Source organism: Winogradskyella thalassocola, assembly GCF_900099995.1.
Lineage (GTDB): Bacteria > Bacteroidota > Bacteroidia > Flavobacteriales > Flavobacteriaceae > Winogradskyella > Winogradskyella thalassocola.
Map to the genome: position 1 here is coordinate 1,394,904 of NZ_FNCZ01000001.1, position 21,383 is coordinate 1,416,286.

The window sequence follows — 21,383 nt, forward strand, 5'->3', positions numbered from 1 at the left end:
TTAATGAAAGGTTCTATAAATAAACTTTTATACAGAGACGCATTGCTATGTACTCTCATGACGTTTATCGTTGCAGGTTTACTATACTTTGCTTTCGTTAATTTATCTATTTTAGATCCGTTTGAAAAAGCCTTTAAAGATTTTAAATTTACTGATATGTATTACTCTGAGCGGTTTAATGAGACGCAAAGAAATAATAAAATCGTTCTTGTAAATATTAAACATGCTGATCGTTTTCAGCTTGCGCAAGCCATTGAGAAAATAGTAGAACAAAAGCCTAAGGTTATTGGGTTAGATATAATTTTTAAGGAACGAAAATTAGAATTTACTGATTCAATTTTAAAAAATGTATTACTATCTAATAATGATAACATTGTTTCAGCCTATTTTCATGATGAAGATTCAATAGTTAATAGTGATGATTATTTTAAAACCGAAAATCAAATAAAAGGTTATATTAATTTAAACTTAAATGGGCAAAACACTGTAATTAGAGATTTTATTGGTGTTAAAGGAGATAACGTTAAAGAGTTCGCTTTTGCAACGCGTCTCGCATTAGCGTCGGGTTATATTGACGAAGCTTATGCTTTAAAGGAATTAAGAAATTCAATACCTATTAATTATATCGGTAATAAGGATGTATTTTTAAATTTTGATATAGATGAAATTTCAAATTTAAATGAAATTCCCGCTTTAAAAGATGCTGTCGTTATTCTAGGATATTTAGGAGATGGAAATGAGCAGTTTGATATTGAAGACAAGCATTTTACACCATTAAATAAAGATTGGGTTGGTAGAGCAGTGCCTGATACTTATGGTGTTACAATACATGCAAATATTTTAAACATGCTTTCAAAGCAAAATTTAATTTATAGAGTTTCTACTGTAGGAACTTACTTAATAGCATTTGTATTTTGCTTTTTTATCATAGTTATGGGATTAAAACTTTATAAGCGGAGTAACTTCATGTTTGATTTTACCGAAAAAATTATTCAACTTTTACTTTCAGTATTACTATTATATTTAGCGTTATTATTGTTACAGTCTAATATATTTATCAATATTGTACCGGTAATTCTATTATCTCTTTTAAGTATAGAAATGGTATGTTATTACGAGTATCTGGTGAAATATCTTAATAAAAAATTTAAATGGAAAAGTCACTTATTATAATCCTGGCATGTTGTTTTTCTTGGTCACTAAATGCACAAGATAGTCTCTGTGTCTTTAAGATAAAGGGTAGTGCATACAGTAAAATGATGAGTTCCATTACGCCTATTTCTAAAGGCATGTTTATTACGGATAAATCTAAATTATTAGTAAATGAATCTAGTGAGATAACTGCTATTAACGCTAATGGAGAAGCATTTCAAATTAATAAAGTAGGTGAGTATAATTTCAATACAATTATAGAACAACATTCAGCTGAAAATTCAAAAAGCCTAACCTCAAAATACTTTAAGCTCATGTGGAATGAATTGCTTAAAAATGAATCTGGCAAAACAATTATTGGAGGAGTATTTAGAGGAGATGTTTTAATGGAATTTCCTAAAGATAGCACCAAATTAGCAAGTTCTAAACTCACTTTTAAATGGAAAATAGAAGAAGAAAATAAAACCTATTATCTCTTCGTGAAAAATTTAAGCACAGATGAAATTTTTAAAACAGCAACCAACGGAAGTGAACTCACACTTTATAAAGATCAAACTATTTTTTCTGAAGGGACTGATTTTGAATGGATGGTTTCGACTTCAGAATTCCCTAACCTAAAGAATAAAATGTTCTATTTTATTAATCTTGTGAGTAAAGCCGAATACAAATTACAAATAGCCACTTATCATACCTTAATTAAAGACTTAAAGAATTTAGGATTGTCTGAAACAGAAATAGAAACTTCAATTTGTGAAACGTATGGAATTTGTAAATAAAAAAAAACTAATTTTTCTTATCGTTTTATTAATTAGTTTTATAGGCTTCACTCAAAATCAGACAATTAATTATTCTTCAAATGAGAATCTGAATATTACGTCTTTTGATGTATCGGGAACTAATAATAAGATTGCGATTAATGTTTTTCCATTAACAGAAACCATTATTTATGATGGTTACACAGGTAACGAACTTAATCGATTAAAGGGTTTTGAGACCACACCAAGATCTGTGCAATTTGATGACAATAGAAATCTTATTATTGTTGAATATTCAAATAAAATTAATGTTTATAACAGTATAGATTATACGTTAATTATAACCCACGATAAGCCTGACTTTTCAGCTGCAATGGCTTATTCATCGGAACTTGGAAAACTTATTTTTTCGGCATCAGGAGATATTGTAAATATTAATGTTACCAAAGGTGATAAAGAAATTTACCCAGATTTAATAAAAAAAAACAGTTATGACCAAAGCCTAAAAATATCAAAAAAAGGTGATGTTATTGCGCATTTAGATAATGGTAAATTAAGCCTATTTAAAGATTATGTAAAACTCAGTGAATTAAAAACAAACCCTATTTTAGACTTTACCATTGGTGAAAATACTATCGTAGTTTTGTCAGAGTATGAACCTTTAAAACTCATGACCCAATTTTATGATTTTAATGGTAACCCCTTAACTGAAGAGAATCGTTATCAAAACTTATATAAGCCATATTCTTATAAAAACACATTGACATATGTAAATGAGGAGTTCGTGTTTTATGGAGCTTTTAAGGCCATTTCTTTATTAACAAAAGACCGAAAGCCTTACAAATATCAATTTCAAGAAAATTTTAGTGAGTACCAATTTATAAGAGCACTAGGGTTTGTAATAAATTATGGAAACCGTTTAGATATTGTTGATGTTGAAGGGAGATTGAAATCGCAAATTAATGTGGGATCTATCTATAATCAAAGTGGAATTTTTGATGATGATAAAGAGGTTTTTAGCGAAAATAATTTTGTACTACTAAGCGAGGATAAATTGTTTTTTTCAAATGATTCTGAGGGTAAACCAGAATCTATGCAATTACAAAGCCCCTATGTTAATGGTTATTCTAATGATAAAAATCTTTTAGCTTTTGTTACAAGAGATAATATGTTACGGGTTTGGGATATTGATAAAAAGCAGGAAGTAGCATCAATAGCTTATGAAGGTGCCTATCTTCAATTTATACAGCTCTCTAAAGCAAACAATATTGTGGTGGTAAAATCACAGACAACTAATACAGTTAAGGTATATGATTTAAAATCTCTTGAGGTTTTAGATATCTTAAATTTTGATGATGAGCTAATTACATCGCTAGACTTAAATGAGAAATGGTTAGCTGTTGGGACATCTAAAGGTGATTATTACACTTGGCAAGTAGACGGATCTAGCATAAATCCTGTACTAAAAAAAGCTAAAGGTTTAGGGAATGCAATTACTAGTATTAAAATTTTTGGTGACGATGTGTTTCTAGCAAGTATGGGTAGAATAGTAAAGTTTTCTTTAGTTGATGATAAAAAAATATATAGCACTACTTTGAAAGGTCATGAAAGTTATATTCAATCCATGGCTCTTAACGATTCTAATCAGTTTTTGGTTAGTAGTTCTATTGATGGTAGTATAAACCTTTGGGACTTAAAATCAGAACATCTTCTAGAAACTTATAGCTTAGATGCTACTTGGGTTAATCAAATAAAAATAAACAAAGATCTTACCATTACTTCAAATGGTCCCGGAAATTATGGCAATATTATTAGCGCCTCGGAACTGAGTGAGCGTTTTATAAATTCTAAACCAGAATTGATTATACAATCATCAAATGCTACAGGCTCTAGACAATTACGGTTTAGTCCAGATGGAAAACTTATAGCTAGTATCGATGGAAATAAAATAAAGGTAAGGGAGGTGTTAACTGGTTTTTTGGTAAGTGAATTCATTACAAAAAATGCCGTTGTAAATGATTTCGTTTTCGATAAGGATGGGCAATCCTTAATTGTTGCGACTGGTTCAGGTATTCAGTTTTTCGATCACTTAACAGGAAAGTCGAAGAAGTACCTAGATTTAAGTGTTCAAAATAGGAGCATACATCATATTGAGACATTTAATAATCATAACGTTTTTATAGCAAATAATATCCATGGTTGGCATCAACCATTGTTTATGCATTCTAATTCTGGGGTTTACCTTAGTGAGCTTAACGTTAATCCAGGTAATGAAATTGATACGTCTGTCATAAATATTAAAATAAGTGATAATGATAAAATGATAGCAACTTACGGTAGTCATTACATTAAAATTTTCACAGTAAATGATCAACTACAAACAGAACAAATTGTTGCAATACCAAGAAAAAAAGTAAAAGTTAGTAGCACGGAATGGAATAACCTTATGGATTTTAGCCCTAGCGGTAGTTATTTATCTTATCTGGAGTTTGAAGGCATGAAAACCGTAGTCTATGACATAGAGAAACAACAAGTTATATACGATGAGGTTGGCACGCCAAGTAAATTTGGTCAGGAAAATGAATTACTAGTTACTCAAGATATTACAGGCATAGCTTTAAAAAATCTTAATAAACCTAGTGAAAGGAATTTCATTTCAAATAAAGAACATATCTCGTTAATTTTAGCAATGGATTACGATCCTAACGAAAAATTATTCGCAACAGCTGATTCATGGGGGAATATAAAAATATGGAATAGTATTACTGGTAAAACTATAACTGAAATAGACCGATTTAGCAATGATATTTATACAAGTGAGTTAAGTCCTAGTGGCAATTTTATAGCATACAGTAATAAGCAAGGGCTGTTTTTATTTAATTTAAAGGAATTTAAAACTATAAAATTGGAAGGCAATAATTATCCTTATTTTGGCGCATTTTCAAAAGATAATAATCTTTATTATTTCAGAGATAAAACCAAATACAAAGCCTTTAATTTAAATTCCTTGGCCACAAAAACACTTTTTGATTCTAAGATTGAAAATGATAGGGTTAGCGGAACCACCTTATCTAAAGATGGTACACTTTTAATATTTGAAGATAAACCGACCAATGTGATACATTTTTATAATCTGAAGACTAATACAGAGGTTGCTCAACTTAATAAAACGTCCATATCAAACTATACAACAGTAGCGTCTATAAAATTATTAGATTCTGAGAAGTTAATAATAGAAGGTGTAGGGCTTACCAACGAAGATGGTGAAAAACTGTCTATAGAATTAATTAATTATAATATAAAGACAAAAGTTTTAACTAGACTTTCAAATAAGCGCTATATAGATATTAAGTCCGATTTTAAAGATGTAATTATCAAAGGAAATACGGCGGTAAATGTAGTGTCTTCAGATAAGGCGTATTATACCTATCAAGAAGATTTTCACTTAAAGGTTGAAGATTTACAGACAAATAAAATACTATATGATAAATATATTAAAGGTTTTGATATTAGGTTTGGCTATTTTACCGAAGATAATAAGGAGCTTGTAATAGGTTTTGACAACGGTACTATTCAAGTTTTGGATACTTCAAATTTTAAATTATTAAAGAGTTTTGAAGGTGTTGTAGGAGATATATCCAAGATAGATATTAAAGGGCGTTTTTTAATGGTACTGGGTGAAAATGATAAGATTAATGTTTTTGATATTAAACAAGGCTATAAAAAAATATATTCTACTGCATTTATTGGTAATGGGGAATTTTTAATTGCAAATGATGAAGGTTATTATTATGCCTCAAAAGGTGCTACTGAAAATGTTGCATTTAAAAAAAACTTAGATGTTTTTCCTTTTGAGCAATTTGATCTTTATTACAATCGACCAGATAAGGCTTCTAAGAATTTAGTGGACTTAGGCATAAAAGACAAGGCATTATCAGAGGCTTATTATAAAGCTTATTTAAAAAGGTTGAAGAATATAGGTTTTTCTGAAGCCCAAATTTCAGGAGATCTACATTTGCCAACATTAAGTATTGTTAATGATTTGCCGGTAACGATTGATAAAGATAGCATTGATATATCTGTTCTTGGAATTGACCATTTATATCAGCTCGATAGAATCAATATTTGGGTAAATGATGTTCCAATATTTGGATCGAAAGGAAAAAATTTAAAAGACAAAAATCTAAAACGCATTAAGGAGTCTTATAAAATAGCATTGACATCAGGTTCTAATAAAATTGAAGTTTCTGTTACTAATATTAAAGGTTCCGAAAGTTTAAGGAGCATAGCTCGCGTAAATTGTGAAATTAAAAGAGAAAAACCAGCTTTGTATTTAGTGAGTATCGGAGTTTCTAATTATGCAGATACAGATTTTAATTTAAAATATGCGGCAAAGGATGCTTTAGATATTAGTGCCTATACAGAAGCACTAACAGATAAATACAGTAGCATTAATACAATTAAATTATTAAATGAAGAGGTTACAATAGGTAATGTAATGGCTATTAAGAAAACTCTGAATAAAACAGAAGTGTCGGATGTTGTTGTGGTGTTTTTTGCAGGTCATGGTCTTTTAGATGATAATTTTGATTATTACCTAGCGACACATAATATTGATTTTAATAACCCGTCCGAAAATGGACTTTCTTATGAGAACCTAGAAGGTCTATTAGACGGCATACCAGCTCGCAAGAAGCTATTATTAATAGATGCTTGCCATTCTGGTGAAATAGATAAGGATGATACAGAGTTTACTTCAACAGACAGTCCTGAAAACGTTAAAGTAACCAATAGAGGCTCTGTTGGTGCAAAGTCGAAATCATCCAAAGTAGGGCTTAAAAATTCGTTTGAGTTAATGCAAATGTTATTTGCAGATTTAAGACGTGGCACAGGTGCTATGGTCATTAGCTCGGCGAGTGGAGTGGAATTTGCCTATGAAGGAGAACAATGGGAAAACGGTGTATTTACCTATGCGTTGTTAGAGGGATTAAAGTCTGGCAACTGCGATGTTAATAAGGATAATGAAATTTCGGTGTCTGAACTACGTAATTATGTTATAGAACGTGTTGACGTTTTAACTAATGGAAGGCAAAACCCAACGGCTCGAAAAGAAAACTTAGAATTCGATTTTAAAGTTTGGTAAATTTTTAGAGCTAATATCTCTACTTTAATATAAGTTATCAAATGTATTTGGACTAAAAAAATTTTTAAAGCTATTACCTATAATTTACTCTATGATCAAAGACGTGACGCCATAATCTTAGCTATTCAAACAACATAAAAGCAGCCCATTTTTCAGGCGGTTTTTATATGTTTTAGAAATTGATTTTTCATTTTTTTTTTTTTTTTTTTTAAGGCTTTTCGAACTTCCGTGCTACTTAACTAAGTGGTGTAAGAAATGGTCATTAACTCGGCACTTTCAGAAATAGCCGACATTACATTGATGTATTAAAGACTGAATTAGAAAATGATGGATTTGTTTTAGCGGAAGAAGACCTTCAAAACCTATTGAATTAACTGAAAGAATAATATCAGAACTATTGAAACAAGTTATGTTGCTAACGGATGGTTAGCAAACACCAGATTTACGAGAGCTAAATAAGGAGACGACGATTAAATAGTGGTCATCAGTTCGATAAAATATACTTATCTATTGTGTTTTGGCTATATAAACTCTTCAATTTGTTAGAACGTAATAAATTAGGGTCTGTTCTAAGTCTGTACTTTTCGCTGCTATTAAGGTCACCAATAAATCTGGAATACACTGAAGCCAATAATAAATCAGGATTTTGATCTAATTTAATTAAGTTAGAATAATAGTAGTTAGCATTATCAAAGGCATTAGCGTCAATTGCAGCTTTGACCATAACTTCTAAAAGCTGAATGTTTTGAGCCTTCGTATTGTTTTGCCCTAATGCAGGTAACGCAATTTCAATCGCTTTTATAGGTTCGGATTGTAAGTATAAAAATTCTGAATATACATAAGCATTTTCAGAAGAGTTAGAAATTTCAAAGGCTAATTTATATAAAGCATTAGTATCTTCTGGTTTTCCAAATTTTAATCTATCCTTAGCCATGGTTAAAATAAATTCTGAAATTTCTTTTTGCTTTTCTCCATAAGGATCACTTTCTGCAGCTGTACTTAATTGTGATTTTGCAGCTTCAAATAAATTGTTTTCTAATTGACTATAACCAAGGTTTTGAGAACTCTTTACGTAACTAGAATCTATGTGAGTAGCTTTTTGGTAAGCTAGTATAGCATCGTTATAATTGCTTTGTGAAAAAAAAGTTTGACCTAACAGGTGGTGTAAGTCTGGTGTATTAGGATGTTTTTTAATTGCACTATTTAATAATGCGATTGATTTGTCTTGAAGATTTTGGCTATTGTAAAGCGTAATTATCGCATTATATGCAGGTATAAAGTAACCGTTTTTTTCAATGGCTGTTAGATAGAGTTTCTCAGCTTCATCATTCTTGTTTAACTCATTTTTTAGATAATTAGCATAGTGAAAATATGATTCAGGTTTCGTTTTATTATTCGTTATACCAGTCTCAAAAGATTCTTTAGCTTTTAGTGGTTTTCTCATTTTATGCTGTAAAACACCACGGCCAGCATACGCCCATGTATTAAATGGATCATTCTCTATGGCTTTTCTATACAATGAATCTGCCAAACGTAAACGAGACAATCTCGTTTTTTTGAGACTTAAAAAATTGGCATATTCAGAATATACCATCGATGATTCTGGCGCGTAATCAATAGCATTAAGTAATAGTTTCTCTGCTGCTTCGTCTTCGATTTTATGATCTTGAATATAATTAACTAATCCATAACCAAAAATTGAATTTATAGAATCCGTTTTTACAGATTTCTTATACCAGTCAATTGAAGCTTTAGTATTCCCTTTTAACTTTTGAAGATGACTCATTTTCTGAAGCGCAAAGGTGTTTTCTGGTTCAGTTTTTAATACTGTAGCATAATATGTTTCTGCGATATTATATTTACCTTCTTTTTCATTTATCTCACCAAGTTTCAGGTTCGTATTTGCGCCTTTCGTTCCTAATGATGTATTTAAATAGGTTTTGGCATCATCAAATTTATATTGATCCATTAAATTATCACCAATATTGGTGAAAGGTTGCGACCAAGAAACTATTAGTTTTTTTGCTTCGTTATAATGATAATGGGCACTATCGTAGAGTTCTTCTTGATTGTAAACTTCTCCTAAAGCATTATGAATATAGGCCGCTCTAGGCTCTAAATTTAGGGCATTATTAAGCTTATGTTTTGCGGCTTCATACTTTGCGAAATTTCTAGTTCTAATTATAGCATAGGACTCTAATAGTAATTTGCTCGCTTCAATCCGATCTCTTAAAAAACCATCTTCACCCATAAGCTCCAAACAAATTTCTAAATGCTTTGCTTGAATATTAAAAGCTCTACTTGGTGGTAAAGCTTTATCTCCATCGATGTAAGTGTTAATCAGTTGTTGTGCGCTATTTGATAATATTTTTAATAGCATGCTTTGCATTTTTTCTTTTAAACCATCAGAAATGGAAGCATTATTTATGGACGATTTATAAATTTCATAAGCACTAGACGATTTTCCATAATAGGAATTTCGTTCTATAGCTTCATTAAATTTTGTAATGACCATGCCGCCACTTTTATCGCTCAATTTAGTTTCATTAATGCCTCTTGAAGCGATAGCTTTATCACTTTCAAAATTGACATTGATAGCTTCGAAAGCGATAGTATTTGTTTCAGGTTTTATGGATTTTAAAACGGCTCTATCATTTTGTGTTCGTACAATTGGAGTCTGATTTTTATTATATTTTTTAGACACAATGTTAAATACATTTTCATATAAATAATCATCAATCTCACGATATTGAATACTATTATCAGTATTGCTGTCTGCTTTTCCTGTAAGTCCTTTTACAAGGAAATATGTAAAATAACCATGGTTTAAGTCGCCACTCTCATAAGAAAGTTCATTAGAGCCACAACTTAATATTTTGGTTGAGTTTTCGAACATCGCCTGAATGGTTCCCATGTTTTTTTGAGTGCCTTCTTCAAAAACAAATCCCGATTTACAAGCATCTAAAATTAAAACGACTTTTGAGCCTTTGGTGGTTAGTGCATTTATAATTTTATTGAGTAATGCTAAAGGTATGACTCCACCTGAATAATATTCTTGTTTGGCATTAGCATCTGCTGCTAATAAAAACCCTTCTTTTTCACCAAAATCATCGACGACATCTCCATGACCTGCAAAGTAGATATAGTTAATATCTCCAGATTCAGACTTTTTAATGAGTTTCTTAAATTCCTGAACAATATTTAGCGCAACCGCATCCGTATTAATTAATAGGCTAATATTTTCGTTTGAAAGTTCTTCTATTTGACTGAGGTAGTTTTTAAAAAGAATAGCATCATTATCTGCATATTTTAGTCGTAAACCTTCTTCGTTGTAATCTGAAACACCTATCACTATAGCACGTTTAGTACCTTCTTCGATCGCTTCAGTTGATTGTGCTTTTGAGCCTCTCGAATCTTCTTGTGCAAAGCACAAATAGGATAGGAGTGAAAAGAAATATAATAGTAATTGTTTCATTTTAAGATTTGGTATGTGTTTTCAATATTAGGATTGATAGCTACAAATTACAAATTTTATCTGTGTGTGTCTTTTTTTAGCTATGTATGACCAGTTTAGCTTATTCAAATAATACAAAAGCAGCCCATTTTTCTGGATGATCTTTATACGTTTTTGCCATTGTTAATTGTGTATTCCTAAATGCCGTTCTGATTTTTTGTCCGCTTAGCCAATTGGTGTAAAAGGTAGTCATGAACTCTGAGGTTTCTGCATCTGGGACTTCCCATAAACTCATAACAATAATATCTACACCAGCCATTTTAAAAGCACGTTGTAAGCCATATACACCTTCAGAGCCGTCAATGTCACCAAGACCAGTTTCACAGGCGCTTAACACAACTAAATCTGTGTTTGATAAATCTAGGTTTGAGATTTCTAAGGCTGTTAAAATTCCATCATCTTCTATGTGTGGATTACTACCATTTTGCCAAGCGTAGTTGGAGCCAGAAAATAATAATCCAGAACGGAGTAATGGGTCCGCGTTAATGGTGTAACTATTTTTCTGCGCAGTATTTAAAGCGCTTTGAGTTCTGGTTTTGGGGTTTTCAAAAAAGAAACCATGTGTGGCGATATGAATTATATTTGGAGCGTTACCACTTAAGTTTTTAAAACGTGTTTCCGAAGCATTAGCACCAGTAAATGAGGAGTAGTCTTTATCTTTTTTTGAAAATAAAGATGCAATACTATTGACTTCCTCTAAAGTTCCTGCTAAATAATTCCATTGTGCTCCCAAGCTTCGTGTGTCAGAAACTGATTTTAATATTGAAAGTTGAGAAATAGTATCTTTAGATTCGGCTTTAGTTTTAGAAGGTATAAAGTCATAAGTAATACCTCCAATAAAAAGCGTAGTATTGGATTTTGGACCCGTATTAATTTCAGTTATTTTATATGTGCTGCTTAATTGTACCATTTGATATTGACTTGCTAAAATGGGCTTACCTTCTGTGTCTAAAGCCGCAAATGGAATCTGATTTAATAAACCGCTAGGCGAGAAGTAAACCGTTTCAATACCTTTTAAAGACGCTTCGATTGGTGACCAAATAAGCTCATATAGCCCTTTGGTATTCGTTGTGCTTTTTGATTTTGAACCTCTAGTTTGGTATAAGGTATTTGGGTTCTGACTCTTTAAAATAGCTTTTAAATCTTCTTCCTTAAATAATTCAATTATTTTGGGTTGGTCCCAATCTTTATAAATTAGGTAAACTCCATACACTTTAGTATTCGTAATAGTATTATCTACACGCTCCGTGTAATTCGTGAATTCTAAAGCAATTTCGTTAGATTTTAAGTTCGATTTTATTTGCGTCCAATCCTTGTTGAAATTATCTGTATTCAATTTTAGGTTAGTACTATGCAACTTAACCAATTCTATTTCTAAATTATTGAGTTGTGTTTTAATACTGTCTAAAATTGATTCTTTGTATTTTGAAATACTGTTCAAATATTTTTCTCTTTGCTGCCGAAGTTGTCTATAGTTTTCAATTTTCAACTTTACGTTTTCATCACCATTATTAGAAAGTTCTGCTAGTAAATCTTTAGTCGTATTTAAAAGCAGTCCTTTTAGTAATAATTGATTATTTAAACCTGTTGTTAATAATGCTTCGTTTTGAAAGTGCGAATTAAATACAGAGTTGCTCAACCATGAAAGTGTGGTTTCAAAACGACGTAAAAAATCTTTCTTTTCATTTTCGCTTCTATAAGTAAAAACATCCTTTAGTTCCTTTTTAAAACCCTTGTAGTTTTTTAAGTATAATTCAGTTGCTTTGTCATTATTTCCTAAAGCTTCATAATTTACAGCCAAATGAAAAAGAAGCTGATTAAAAAGGTCACTTTCTTCACCTGTGTATTTAGCAATAATTGGCTGGGCTTGTTCTAAAATAGATATGGATTCCTTATATTTTTTTGCTTTAAACAATGCGACACCTTTCTGTGCTAATGCTGTTCCGTAATAATAACTGTCGATGCCATAGTTATTAGAAAAATTATTTAAAGCTTTGTCTAAGTTTTCTATTGCTGCAGGAATTTGATTCGAATTAATTAAGGCTTCAGCAATATTGGTAAGCAAGGTGCCATAAAGATAATGACCTTCATTTAGAGATGTCTTATAACTTTCAAGAGCTTTTTTGTAGTACGAAAGAGCTTCAGTATAGTTTCCTTTTATATAGTAACACGCTCCAATATTCACGGCTATTTTACCATAATCTATATGACTTTGATTCGCATTATTTTTTAGAATTTCGAAACCTTTAAGTTGAAATTCGAGTGCATTATCGGTTTCTCCTAAAAATTGAATGTTAAGTCCCTTGCCTGCTAATGCTAATGCCATACCATAAGACTCTTGGCTCTGGTTTGCTGTGTAAATTTTAATTGCTTCGTTAAATGCCTCTAAGCTATTTTTAGTTTGTCGGGTTGTATAATAAAACTGTCCAAGGTTTAGTAATTGCTTAGCATACATTAAACTGTTAGACCCAATCGTAGTTTTAAAAATGGACAGGGCCTTATTAAATTGTTGTTCTGCTTTAAGATAGTCTCCTGTTTCTATTAAGAAATTCCCATAGTTCATCAAAGAAATTCCATAATCCGAATGTATGTCACCTAAGATTTCTTTTTTATTTTGAAGAACCTTTAAATGTAGCTTTTGAGCTTTATCATAGTCATCAACTCCCGTGTTTTGGTAAACTAAAGCTAAGTTGCTTTCTACATTTAGTTTATTCATTACTACCTTATCATCTAATTTGTCATAGAGGTTTAAAGCGTTTAAATAGTAACCTTCAGCGACTTTGTAATTACCTTTAAAGTAATTGAGTTGTCCTAAGTAGTTGAGTAAAATGAAATAATCATTAGTCGTGCTTACACCCAGTTTTTCATAAATTGTTTTGGCAAGGTGTAGGTGTTTTTCTGCATTGGTAATGTCTTCTGAGTTTAAATAGAATTCACCTAAGTTGATATTCTGCATGGCATAAATTTCAGTATTCTCTGCATTGTTATCCAATAAGAAAGCAAGGCTGTTAAAGTGTACCGTTTCTGCTTTTTTTGTTTGTCCTAATTTTTGTAAAACGTTAGCATAATAATCAACAAGTTGAATGTATAAAGTTATGTTTTCGGGTTGTTTATAATAAGGAGCATCTAGTATCGATTCAAATTTTAATGCCGCCATTTCAAAATCATCTTGTCTAAGTAATGCCACACCGTTTAAAAAGGTAATGTCTATGATGTTAATACTTTCATCTGTTTTTAAAAATTCAACTAAATTTTCAGCTTTAGAAAAGTAGAAACTTGAAGCTTTATAATCATCAATGGAGAAGTAATAATTACCTAAATAATAAGACGTGTAAGCGTAGAAATCATTATTTGTAGCGTTGTTTAATCTCAGGATAGAGTCAACTTCAATCAATGTTGTGTTGAACTGTAATTCGTCATTTACGTTCTTATAGTTAAAAGCTAAACTAAAGAGTTGCTGTGCATAGTTGAGATCTTTTGTTTTTAATCGTTTTAGTAATGTTTTACGAGTATCAATGGTTTTTTGTAAATCGAAATTGGTATAGCTGTTTATTAGGTTCTCTAATACTTGATTATAGTAGGAATCGTTTTCGGTCTTTAATATATCAATTTGCTTTAAGGTGCCTTCGAAATGTGTCGCAGCATTTTCGTATTGTTCTAGTCTGAAATAACAAACGCCTAAATAATTTTGGTTATTTATTGGATAATATTCAGTTTCGTTATTAGTGCTAAAATCTATTTGATCACTAACATTAAGCGCATTCGTAAAATGAGGAATGGCATTGGTAAAATCCCCTTTTTCATAGCGTTCATAGCCAACGGTGTATTCGTTTAGCCAATAGTCGAAAATATTCTCAGTGTCTTGGCCATAGCTTTTTACACTCGTTAAAAAAGTGATGCATACTAAAATTGATATGTTGAAGTATCTAATTCTCAAGTTTAAAGGTATTTAAACTTCTAATTAGTTTTTACTTCTCACAATCTCATAAACAAACTCAGTACTATAACCATCAATAGGGCCAGTCGTTGTTGAGCCACTACTTCCTCTGGTTTGTGTGTACGTTTGTCCAATAAATCCTACAAGAGGGTCAGTGGTGCCCCGTGTGCCAGCTTTAGCTCCTCTCGACTTTACCGTTGGTCTAAAATTAATAGGTGACGTGGTTGCAAAACCTTTTAAAACTAAGGTTTCGTAAGGGTCTCCAAATGAATAAATACAATCTTTAAAGGTCATGGTTTTTCCGGGTTGAATAAGACGTTCATTGTCATTGCGTTCACATTGGTCATTCGGCATAAATGGTGCTATTTCCCCCTTTGAATTAATTTCTATAATACTGAAGTATAGTGGTTTGTTGCTCTTGTTTGTGACTTGTAAATAGACAGCGTCAGAGGTTGTGTTTACCTGAAATTTACCAGACGCATTATTAAAGTCACCTTCCTCTAATAACGTCACTTCATCTGTATATTCATCTTTTTTGGCTGGCAATAATTTAAATTCAAATTCATAATCTAAATTATCTAATTTCAATTTTTTTAAATAACTCCCTTGTGCATAGTTGAAAAGTGTTTCGGTAACAGGCTTGTAATTGTAATCACCATCAATTCGTGTTTGTGTATACACACTGTTTCCTCCATTTCTGGTAATTATTGAAAATTGGGTGTTTTTCTTTAATTCTTCTAGAATAAGATCTGCTTTGGTAGAATCTTGAACAATGTCACCTAATTTATGTTCTTTTAAGTATTTGCTCACATTCTTCTTAATTGCTTCAGACTTTAATGATGTATCAAAGTAAATATTCATTGCCAAATCACCATAAGAAGGTTGATCTACAAAAACCCAATAGTCTTTTTCGTTTTCAGAACTTAATTTAGTGTCTAATTTTATTATTGATTCATTAAATGTTGCTTTCGTAATTGTGCCTGTTGTAATAATGTTACTTTCTTCAACCTTTGACGTGCCTGCTGGCAGAATATTAACAGTAGTGCCATCAAATAAACGTTGTAGTTTACCTGCGTTTATTTTTATAATATCTGGGCGTGGTACTTTTGAAACTTCAAAATAAGGTTGTTGCTTTACGTAGTCTCCTTTAAATAATTTATAATCAGAATCTCCTTCAATTGTTGGTGTTTGCTTTGGTGAAATAACATTTATGTTTGCAGAAATGGAAGAGAATAGTTTTCTATAGGTGAAATCTGTTCCCAATTCAGCCATAGCTTTAGAAAATGCAAAACTAAGTGAACCATAACCTTCGTATTCATAATTTAACTCATCTGCTGAAGCTCCTGATAACATTACAAAAGGTGCGGCATTTGGTTTTACCTTGGTAACTTCTAATAAACCACTTCCTGCTGCATTTTTATTAGTGGACGCTTCCCAACCTTTTGGTGCAAAAGTAGATTCTCCACCACGCGCTTTACCTCCTCTCGTGGCAGAGCCAGAATGACAACTATCTAATAGAATTAGGAGCTGACCGTCTTCACCAAGTGTATTTCTAAAATTAGCAATAATATTACCCAACTCATCATCTCTTATATGATTTTCTCCTTTATAATTTGAGGTGTATCTGACTAAGGCATCATAAGGCACCAAAGCTTCATCTTTATCATCAATTTCATCTCCATTATCATCAAAAATTTGCTGACCATGACCAGAATAATGAATCACAACAACATCCCCAGGTTTAATCCGTGACTGAAGCTCATCTATGGCTTTTAAAATACCAGCTCTTGTTGCAGCAGCATTAGTAAGTATGGTGATGTTTTCTTCTTTAAAATTTTGATTAAGTAAAGTATTTTTAATCAAAGGCACATCATTAACTGAGCTAATAGAGGACCAACCTGTTTTTGTAGGGTAATCACCAATTGCAACGATAAGTCCGTATTTTTCGGCCATAACATTTAAACTAAACATTAAGGCGATAAGAAAGAGTGCTTGTTTTTTCATAATTGTTTTAATTAATATGTTAGTTTAAATCAAAGAGGCTGAATGAAACGCCGAAATAGTATCCAAAATCATAGACGTTTTTTGTGAAGCTATCTGTACTATTAAATGGGGTAATATCTCCAACTTCCATACCATTGGTTAGCTTTTTTATCGGGCCATAAGCGACTCCCCCCGAAAGCGATAGGCGACTATCACTTCCAAAGAAAAGAGATGGTCCAAAAAGGAAATTAATACCATTAACATTATTGTCTCCAGAAATAGGAATAGATAACCCAAAACTTCCTCCTACGTTAAAATTCTCACCTAAATAGGGATAGAAGTTAATCATGGTGCTTAAGTTAGGAGTGTAAAAGTCATTTTTGTCTGCGCCAATGACTCCGCTATCATCTATAAAGTAGTCATTAGATTTAGATCCAAAATTATTTAAGGTCATCGCGACACTCGTATTAATTTTAAAACCTCCTTTAGAAAATAGCTTAATATTTCTCGTTTTTAATGTTGTTGAAGTGCCATCATTTTCAATATCATTTGAAAAATCACTTTGTATAAATTTAAGTTCAATATTTACTTTGTCTGCAGATATTTCGTAATCGTAAGTTTGTTCAAAATTTGAAGCTTCTAGAACAGTATATAGCGAACGTAATTCTTCTAAGCTTTGCAAACTTTGATTTGTGGACTGATTAAGGTTAGTCATTAGGCGCTGTAAATCTCCTAATGCAATGTTGCGAGAGGTTAATTCACCCCTAGTAAGATCTGTGTCGTTAGCAATTTCAGTTTCAACAGCACCAGACATGGTTTTAACATTGCTTTCTAATTGAGATCGACTTTCTTTGATAGATTTTTCAACTTTTGCTAAATAGACATAAAAGTTATCTTTTGCACTTGGCAATCGTACATCTGGTTCGGCATCTGCGGTTTCTATTAAATTTTTAAGAATTGTTTCTTTATCTAAATTAGGATTTAAAAGATTAGATAGTAATGTTGTTTTTAATGCCGAAACGTTAGTAATCGTATTGTTTAAATCTTCAAAATTACTAGTTGCAGAAGCACTCCCTCGTGATCCGGCTTCAGATCTAAACATTTGAGAATCTGGAAGGTTAGAGGTGTTTAAATCTATATTGTCTCCTGTAAATGAGTTAATGCCTCCTAATAAAGAGCTGAAATTAAAACCTTGTCCACTAGATAGTAAGTCTTCTTCTTTGACGTCTGTTTGTACTTGTACAGCAAAAGGGTTTATATTTTTTAATTTAAGTTCTACTAAGCTATTTCGTTTCAACTTCGGATTTTCGAGCGTGTCTATAACTACATTATTCTTATCGATTTTAAGATAACTCACTTTCTCGGTGGCATAATCGTAGGTGATTCTGTAGCGCTCTTGAGCTGTTAATGCGCTGAAAAACAGAAATGCAAATACAATTAAAATACTTTTGTTAGGGATGTTTTTTTTCATGATGATAAATTTAAATTTATACCTGATTTACTGTTTTACTTTCCAGTAGGTGTCATTATTTAGTTTAACAATAGACAAACGTTTTCGTTTTAAAGCGCGTTGTCCTGATTTTATAATATCAAAAATATCTGATATGATAGAGTTGGTGTCTGCAAAATAAGAATGACTTAAAAAACTAGTATCAATACCAGTGGCGTCTATTGTTTCAATACCTTTTAATAGCACCATTTTTTCGCCAGCATCGCCAGCTCTTGGGTTTCCATGTAATAATTTTGAAGCTTTTAAAGCTAAGTCATCTGCCGAAACATACAGTGTAATTGGCTTTTTAGCTGTAGAAATCATCTGAGGAGCTATTTCATTTTTAAAAACATCGGCATCAATATCGGGAGCCGCCAAAATAATTTCTTTTATTTTAGAATTTAATTCTGGGTGATCCTTTAGAACTTCTACAATGGCTTTAGTTAAACCGCGGTTACCCATACTATGGGCAACCAAATAGATGTCTTCTGCTTCAGATTTAGATAAATAATCTTCTAGAAATAATCTTAAGTTTTTTCTAGACCATTCAATGTTTTCTTCATCTTTCCCATACTTATAGGTAGAGGCTTGTGATGGCCAACTGTAAAATACCGCTTTACCATCAAATTTTAAATCGTAAGATATTTGAGCCGTTCGCTTTGCTGCATCACTAAACGAAGTGTTATAACCATGTACAAATAAAAATGTACTTTTTTTATCCGATTTTTTAATGTCGGATGCTAATTTATTGAAGAATTTTTGCCTATCCAATAGGGCAACATCATGTATCATAATATGTTTTGCTGGATCTTCAGAAAATTCAAACTTCCAAATCGAAGGACTTTCTAACTCACCAACTCTATGATCGTGTGGAATGCTAACGTTTACAATACCATATTTTAAATGAGAACGTTCTGTACCAAAAGCATCATTGATATCAGCTGCTTTGTCGTAGTCTCTGTCAGTACCAAAGTATATGGGTAGTTTTACAAAATCTGGATTGTTTCCACGACTGCCTCTGTCTTTTTGATTTGGATCTACGTAATCTAAACAGATGCTATAATTTTGCGATACTGCAATACCATTTACAAAATAGGTTAATCGCAATTTGAAATTTCCTTGGTTTTTAAAACTATCATTAGAGAGTAACCAAAATTTAAAATCGAATTGATTAAACGTTTCTAAAGATTTAAATTCTTCGTTCTTATAATTGGCTTCAACTTGAATGTTTAAACTATCTAAAATAGCATTGTTTGGTGCCTTAGCTAATTTAAAAGTGCTGTAATCAAATCTATTTGTTAAACAAGAATCGTGCTGAATTATAGAATTGCTTTGCAGCAGCACATAATCATTATTTTGACTATGCAAGTCTGTATTTATCGCTAAAACACATAGCATAATAAATGCTAAAGTATGATTTATGCTAATTTTTTTAAGCCAGTTTTTCATGCAAAATATTGATAGTTAATTTTTTATGTTAAGTGCAAAGCTGTAGAAATTTATAGTTTTCCTTTTCTAGCTTTTTTCAAAAACTTTGCCAAAGTTTTATGTTTTGCTTTTGCTGCAAGTTTCTCCGGATACTTTTTGTCATTATTTTTAGCTCCTGCATCAATCCCTTTATCTATTAAAATTTCAGCTAAATCTTTGCTGCCAGTTTTAGCCACTAAGTGCAATAGATTATCTCCATTGTTCGTTTTTACGTTGGTATCCGCTCCATAATATATTAAGGTTTCGGCAGCCTCCGTTTTATTAGTTATTATAGCATTTTGCAGTGCTGTATATTTAGAGTTCATTCCTGCATCGGCTAAAAGCCCTTTCTCTAAAATAATATTAAGAGCTTCAATACTATTTTTAGAAACAGCAAGATCAATTAACGCTCTCGCATAATCATCAGATATGTTTTCTGAAGTATTATCTAAAACAAGTTCTAATGCGTCGTTGTTATTGTGATTAATAGCAAGTGTTTCAAAACGACCATTTTCATTGGTGTAATCGTGATTAAAAATCCAACTATAGATACTCCAAGCATTAAATCGATTCATTACATTATGCTGTACCGCATATTCTATATTCTTATATATAGACATAATTAGTGCTTCTGTTGGTACAGCTGTGATTTTATGTGATTGGCAACCGGCAGTATAATCCACAGAATCCCATTGCACTGTTTTTATACATTCGCAATCTTCGTCATATTTATAATCGCCTGTATATTTATCATCAGCTTTATTAAATTCTACAGCACCTCTAACTAAGATGCCTTCAATAAATCCGTTTTGATCAAAAACGGGTCCACCAGAATTTCCAGGAAATGAATCAATATTACTTTTAAACCAATTACTTGGCGAATTATCAACAACCACCGCATCCGTAGAGAATTTTAAAGGTAGACCTGTTGGACAACCAATAGTATTAATAGCTCCATTTTCTAAAACAGTTCCGCTCGTTCTAAAACGGTACGGTGCTCTATCAGACTGTCTTTTTAGTTTTAAAATAGCATAGTCATTGTTTGTGTCATCATCAAACGTAGAAGCGATGATGCTTTCAACTTCAAAAATATTTTCAGATTTAAAATTAAGGCGATTACCATCTATAAAGTCAGACTCGTTTGTATAATCAAATACCCAAACAGATCTGTTTGCGTCTTCCATAGAATTTATACAATGCCCAGCCGTAACCATAATGTCGGGTGCAATTAGAAACCCTGTGCAAGAACCTACAGTTGGTTGATCCAAGAATTTTACATTTGGGTGAAACTTATCTGTTTCAAATTTTTGTGTTAATAAATCGCGTAAGGACCATGCATAAAATTCATTATCATAGATGTTTTGTTTTGAAATCATAACAGCTGTAGCTCTTACAAAGTCTGTATAACCTTCAGCATCTTTAACTTCCTTTCGTCCATCTTCACCAAAAACACCTCTAGTTACTTTAGAGCCTGGTTCAGCAAATGGGTATTCAATTTCTTTGTTTTGTGATTTTTCTTGCGCAAATAGCGACAAACTAAAAGCAACTATTAGACTGAATAGATAGTGTTTTCTCATAAGAATTGTTAATTAATAGCGCTTTAAAGTTATTGTTTTTTATGATTTTAACAATAAAATAATGAATAATGATGTTGAAATGCTCTTAGATTCAATGAATTAAGCTGTGATTAGTGATGAAACGACAAGAAGACGTTAAAACTATTGACGTGAATATTTCAAGATTTTCAATTGAATTTCAGGAAATTTTAAAAAACTGTAAGCAAGCGATATCAAAGGAAGGTCCCATTGCTATAGAGATTATAAAGTACGGCCTTCCAATATTTGTGTTAAATAAGAATTTGATTCAATTTGAAGGTTTTAGTAAGTATGTAGGATTTTATAGATCAACTTAAGGTATAGGGATTTGCACTCATAAGTTGATTG

Annotated in this window: 9 protein-coding genes; 3 read left to right on the plus strand and 6 right to left on the minus strand. The window is 31.7% G+C overall.

Annotated elements, in window-relative coordinates:
* The first annotated feature begins 3 nt into the window (after positions 1–3).
* Genes BLT80_RS05715 through BLT80_RS05725 form a run of 3 tightly spaced genes read left to right on the plus strand, consistent with a single transcriptional unit; the run spans position 4 to position 7,050 of the window.
* Positions 4–1,173 carry a CHASE2 domain-containing protein gene (locus BLT80_RS05715; RefSeq protein WP_092466596.1) on the plus strand — a complete coding sequence of 390 codons (1,170 nt, stop codon included), beginning with the start codon at positions 4–6 and terminating at the stop codon, positions 1,171–1,173.
* A complete protein-coding gene (locus BLT80_RS05720; RefSeq protein WP_139181021.1) occupies positions 1,152–1,928 on the plus strand; it encodes a hypothetical protein in 777 nt (258 codons plus the stop codon). Before BLT80_RS05715 ends, BLT80_RS05720 begins: the two co-directional genes overlap by 22 nt.
* Complete coding sequence (locus BLT80_RS05725) at positions 1,912–7,050, plus strand: caspase family protein (protein ID WP_092466598.1); 5,139 nt, start codon at positions 1,912–1,914, stop codon at positions 7,048–7,050. The genes BLT80_RS05720 and BLT80_RS05725 overlap by 17 nt, the downstream gene beginning before the upstream one ends.
* Before the next feature lie 484 nt (positions 7,051–7,534).
* On the opposite strand, the gene BLT80_RS05730 is transcribed toward BLT80_RS05725, so the two are convergent.
* The 6 genes from BLT80_RS05730 to BLT80_RS05755 all read right to left on the minus strand — a co-directional run bounded on the left by BLT80_RS05730 (position 7,535) and on the right by BLT80_RS05755 (position 21,017).
* Positions 7,535–10,525, minus strand: coding sequence for a caspase family protein (locus BLT80_RS05730; protein ID WP_092466599.1), 2,991 nt, complete (start codon positions 10,523–10,525; stop codon positions 7,535–7,537).
* Between the two features lie 100 nt (positions 10,526–10,625).
* Positions 10,626–14,501: a CHAT domain-containing protein gene (locus tag BLT80_RS05735; RefSeq protein ID WP_092466600.1), complete on the minus strand. Its 3,876-nt coding sequence runs from the start codon at positions 14,499–14,501 to the stop codon at positions 10,626–10,628.
* Between the two features lie 24 nt (positions 14,502–14,525).
* A complete protein-coding gene (locus BLT80_RS05740) occupies positions 14,526–16,505 on the minus strand; it encodes a caspase family protein (RefSeq protein ID WP_092466601.1) in 1,980 nt (659 codons plus the stop codon).
* Between the two features lie 19 nt (positions 16,506–16,524).
* Positions 16,525–17,955, minus strand: coding sequence for a hypothetical protein (locus BLT80_RS05745; protein ID WP_092466602.1), 1,431 nt, complete (start codon positions 17,953–17,955; stop codon positions 16,525–16,527).
* A 27-nt stretch (positions 17,956–17,982) separates the two neighbouring features.
* Positions 17,983–19,422, minus strand: coding sequence for an alpha/beta hydrolase (locus BLT80_RS05750; RefSeq protein WP_092466603.1), 1,440 nt, complete (start codon positions 19,420–19,422; stop codon positions 17,983–17,985).
* Between the two features lie 50 nt (positions 19,423–19,472).
* The gene (locus BLT80_RS05755) at positions 19,473–21,017 is read right to left on the minus strand and encodes a trypsin-like peptidase domain-containing protein (protein ID WP_092466604.1); all 1,545 of its coding nucleotides are present in this window, start codon (positions 21,015–21,017) and stop codon (positions 19,473–19,475) included.
* Positions 21,018–21,383 lie beyond the last annotated feature (366 nt).

Coding starts and splice junctions, on each gene's coding strand:
- BLT80_RS05715 (WP_092466596.1), top strand. CDS start 4: ATGAAAGGTTCTATAAATAAACTTTTATACAGAGACGCATTGCTATGT.
- BLT80_RS05720 (WP_139181021.1), top strand. CDS start 1,152: ATGGAAAAGTCACTTATTATAATCCTGGCATGTTGTTTTTCTTGGTCA.
- BLT80_RS05725 (WP_092466598.1), top strand. CDS start 1,912: ATGGAATTTGTAAATAAAAAAAAACTAATTTTTCTTATCGTTTTATTA.
- BLT80_RS05730 (WP_092466599.1), bottom strand. CDS start 10,525: ATGAAACAATTACTATTATATTTCTTTTCACTCCTATCCTATTTGTGC.
- BLT80_RS05740 (WP_092466601.1), bottom strand. CDS start 16,505: ATGAAAAAACAAGCACTCTTTCTTATCGCCTTAATGTTTAGTTTAAAT.
- BLT80_RS05745 (WP_092466602.1), bottom strand. CDS start 17,955: ATGAAAAAAAACATCCCTAACAAAAGTATTTTAATTGTATTTGCATTT.
- BLT80_RS05750 (WP_092466603.1), bottom strand. CDS start 19,422: ATGAAAAACTGGCTTAAAAAAATTAGCATAAATCATACTTTAGCATTT.
- BLT80_RS05755 (WP_092466604.1), bottom strand. CDS start 21,017: ATGAGAAAACACTATCTATTCAGTCTAATAGTTGCTTTTAGTTTGTCG.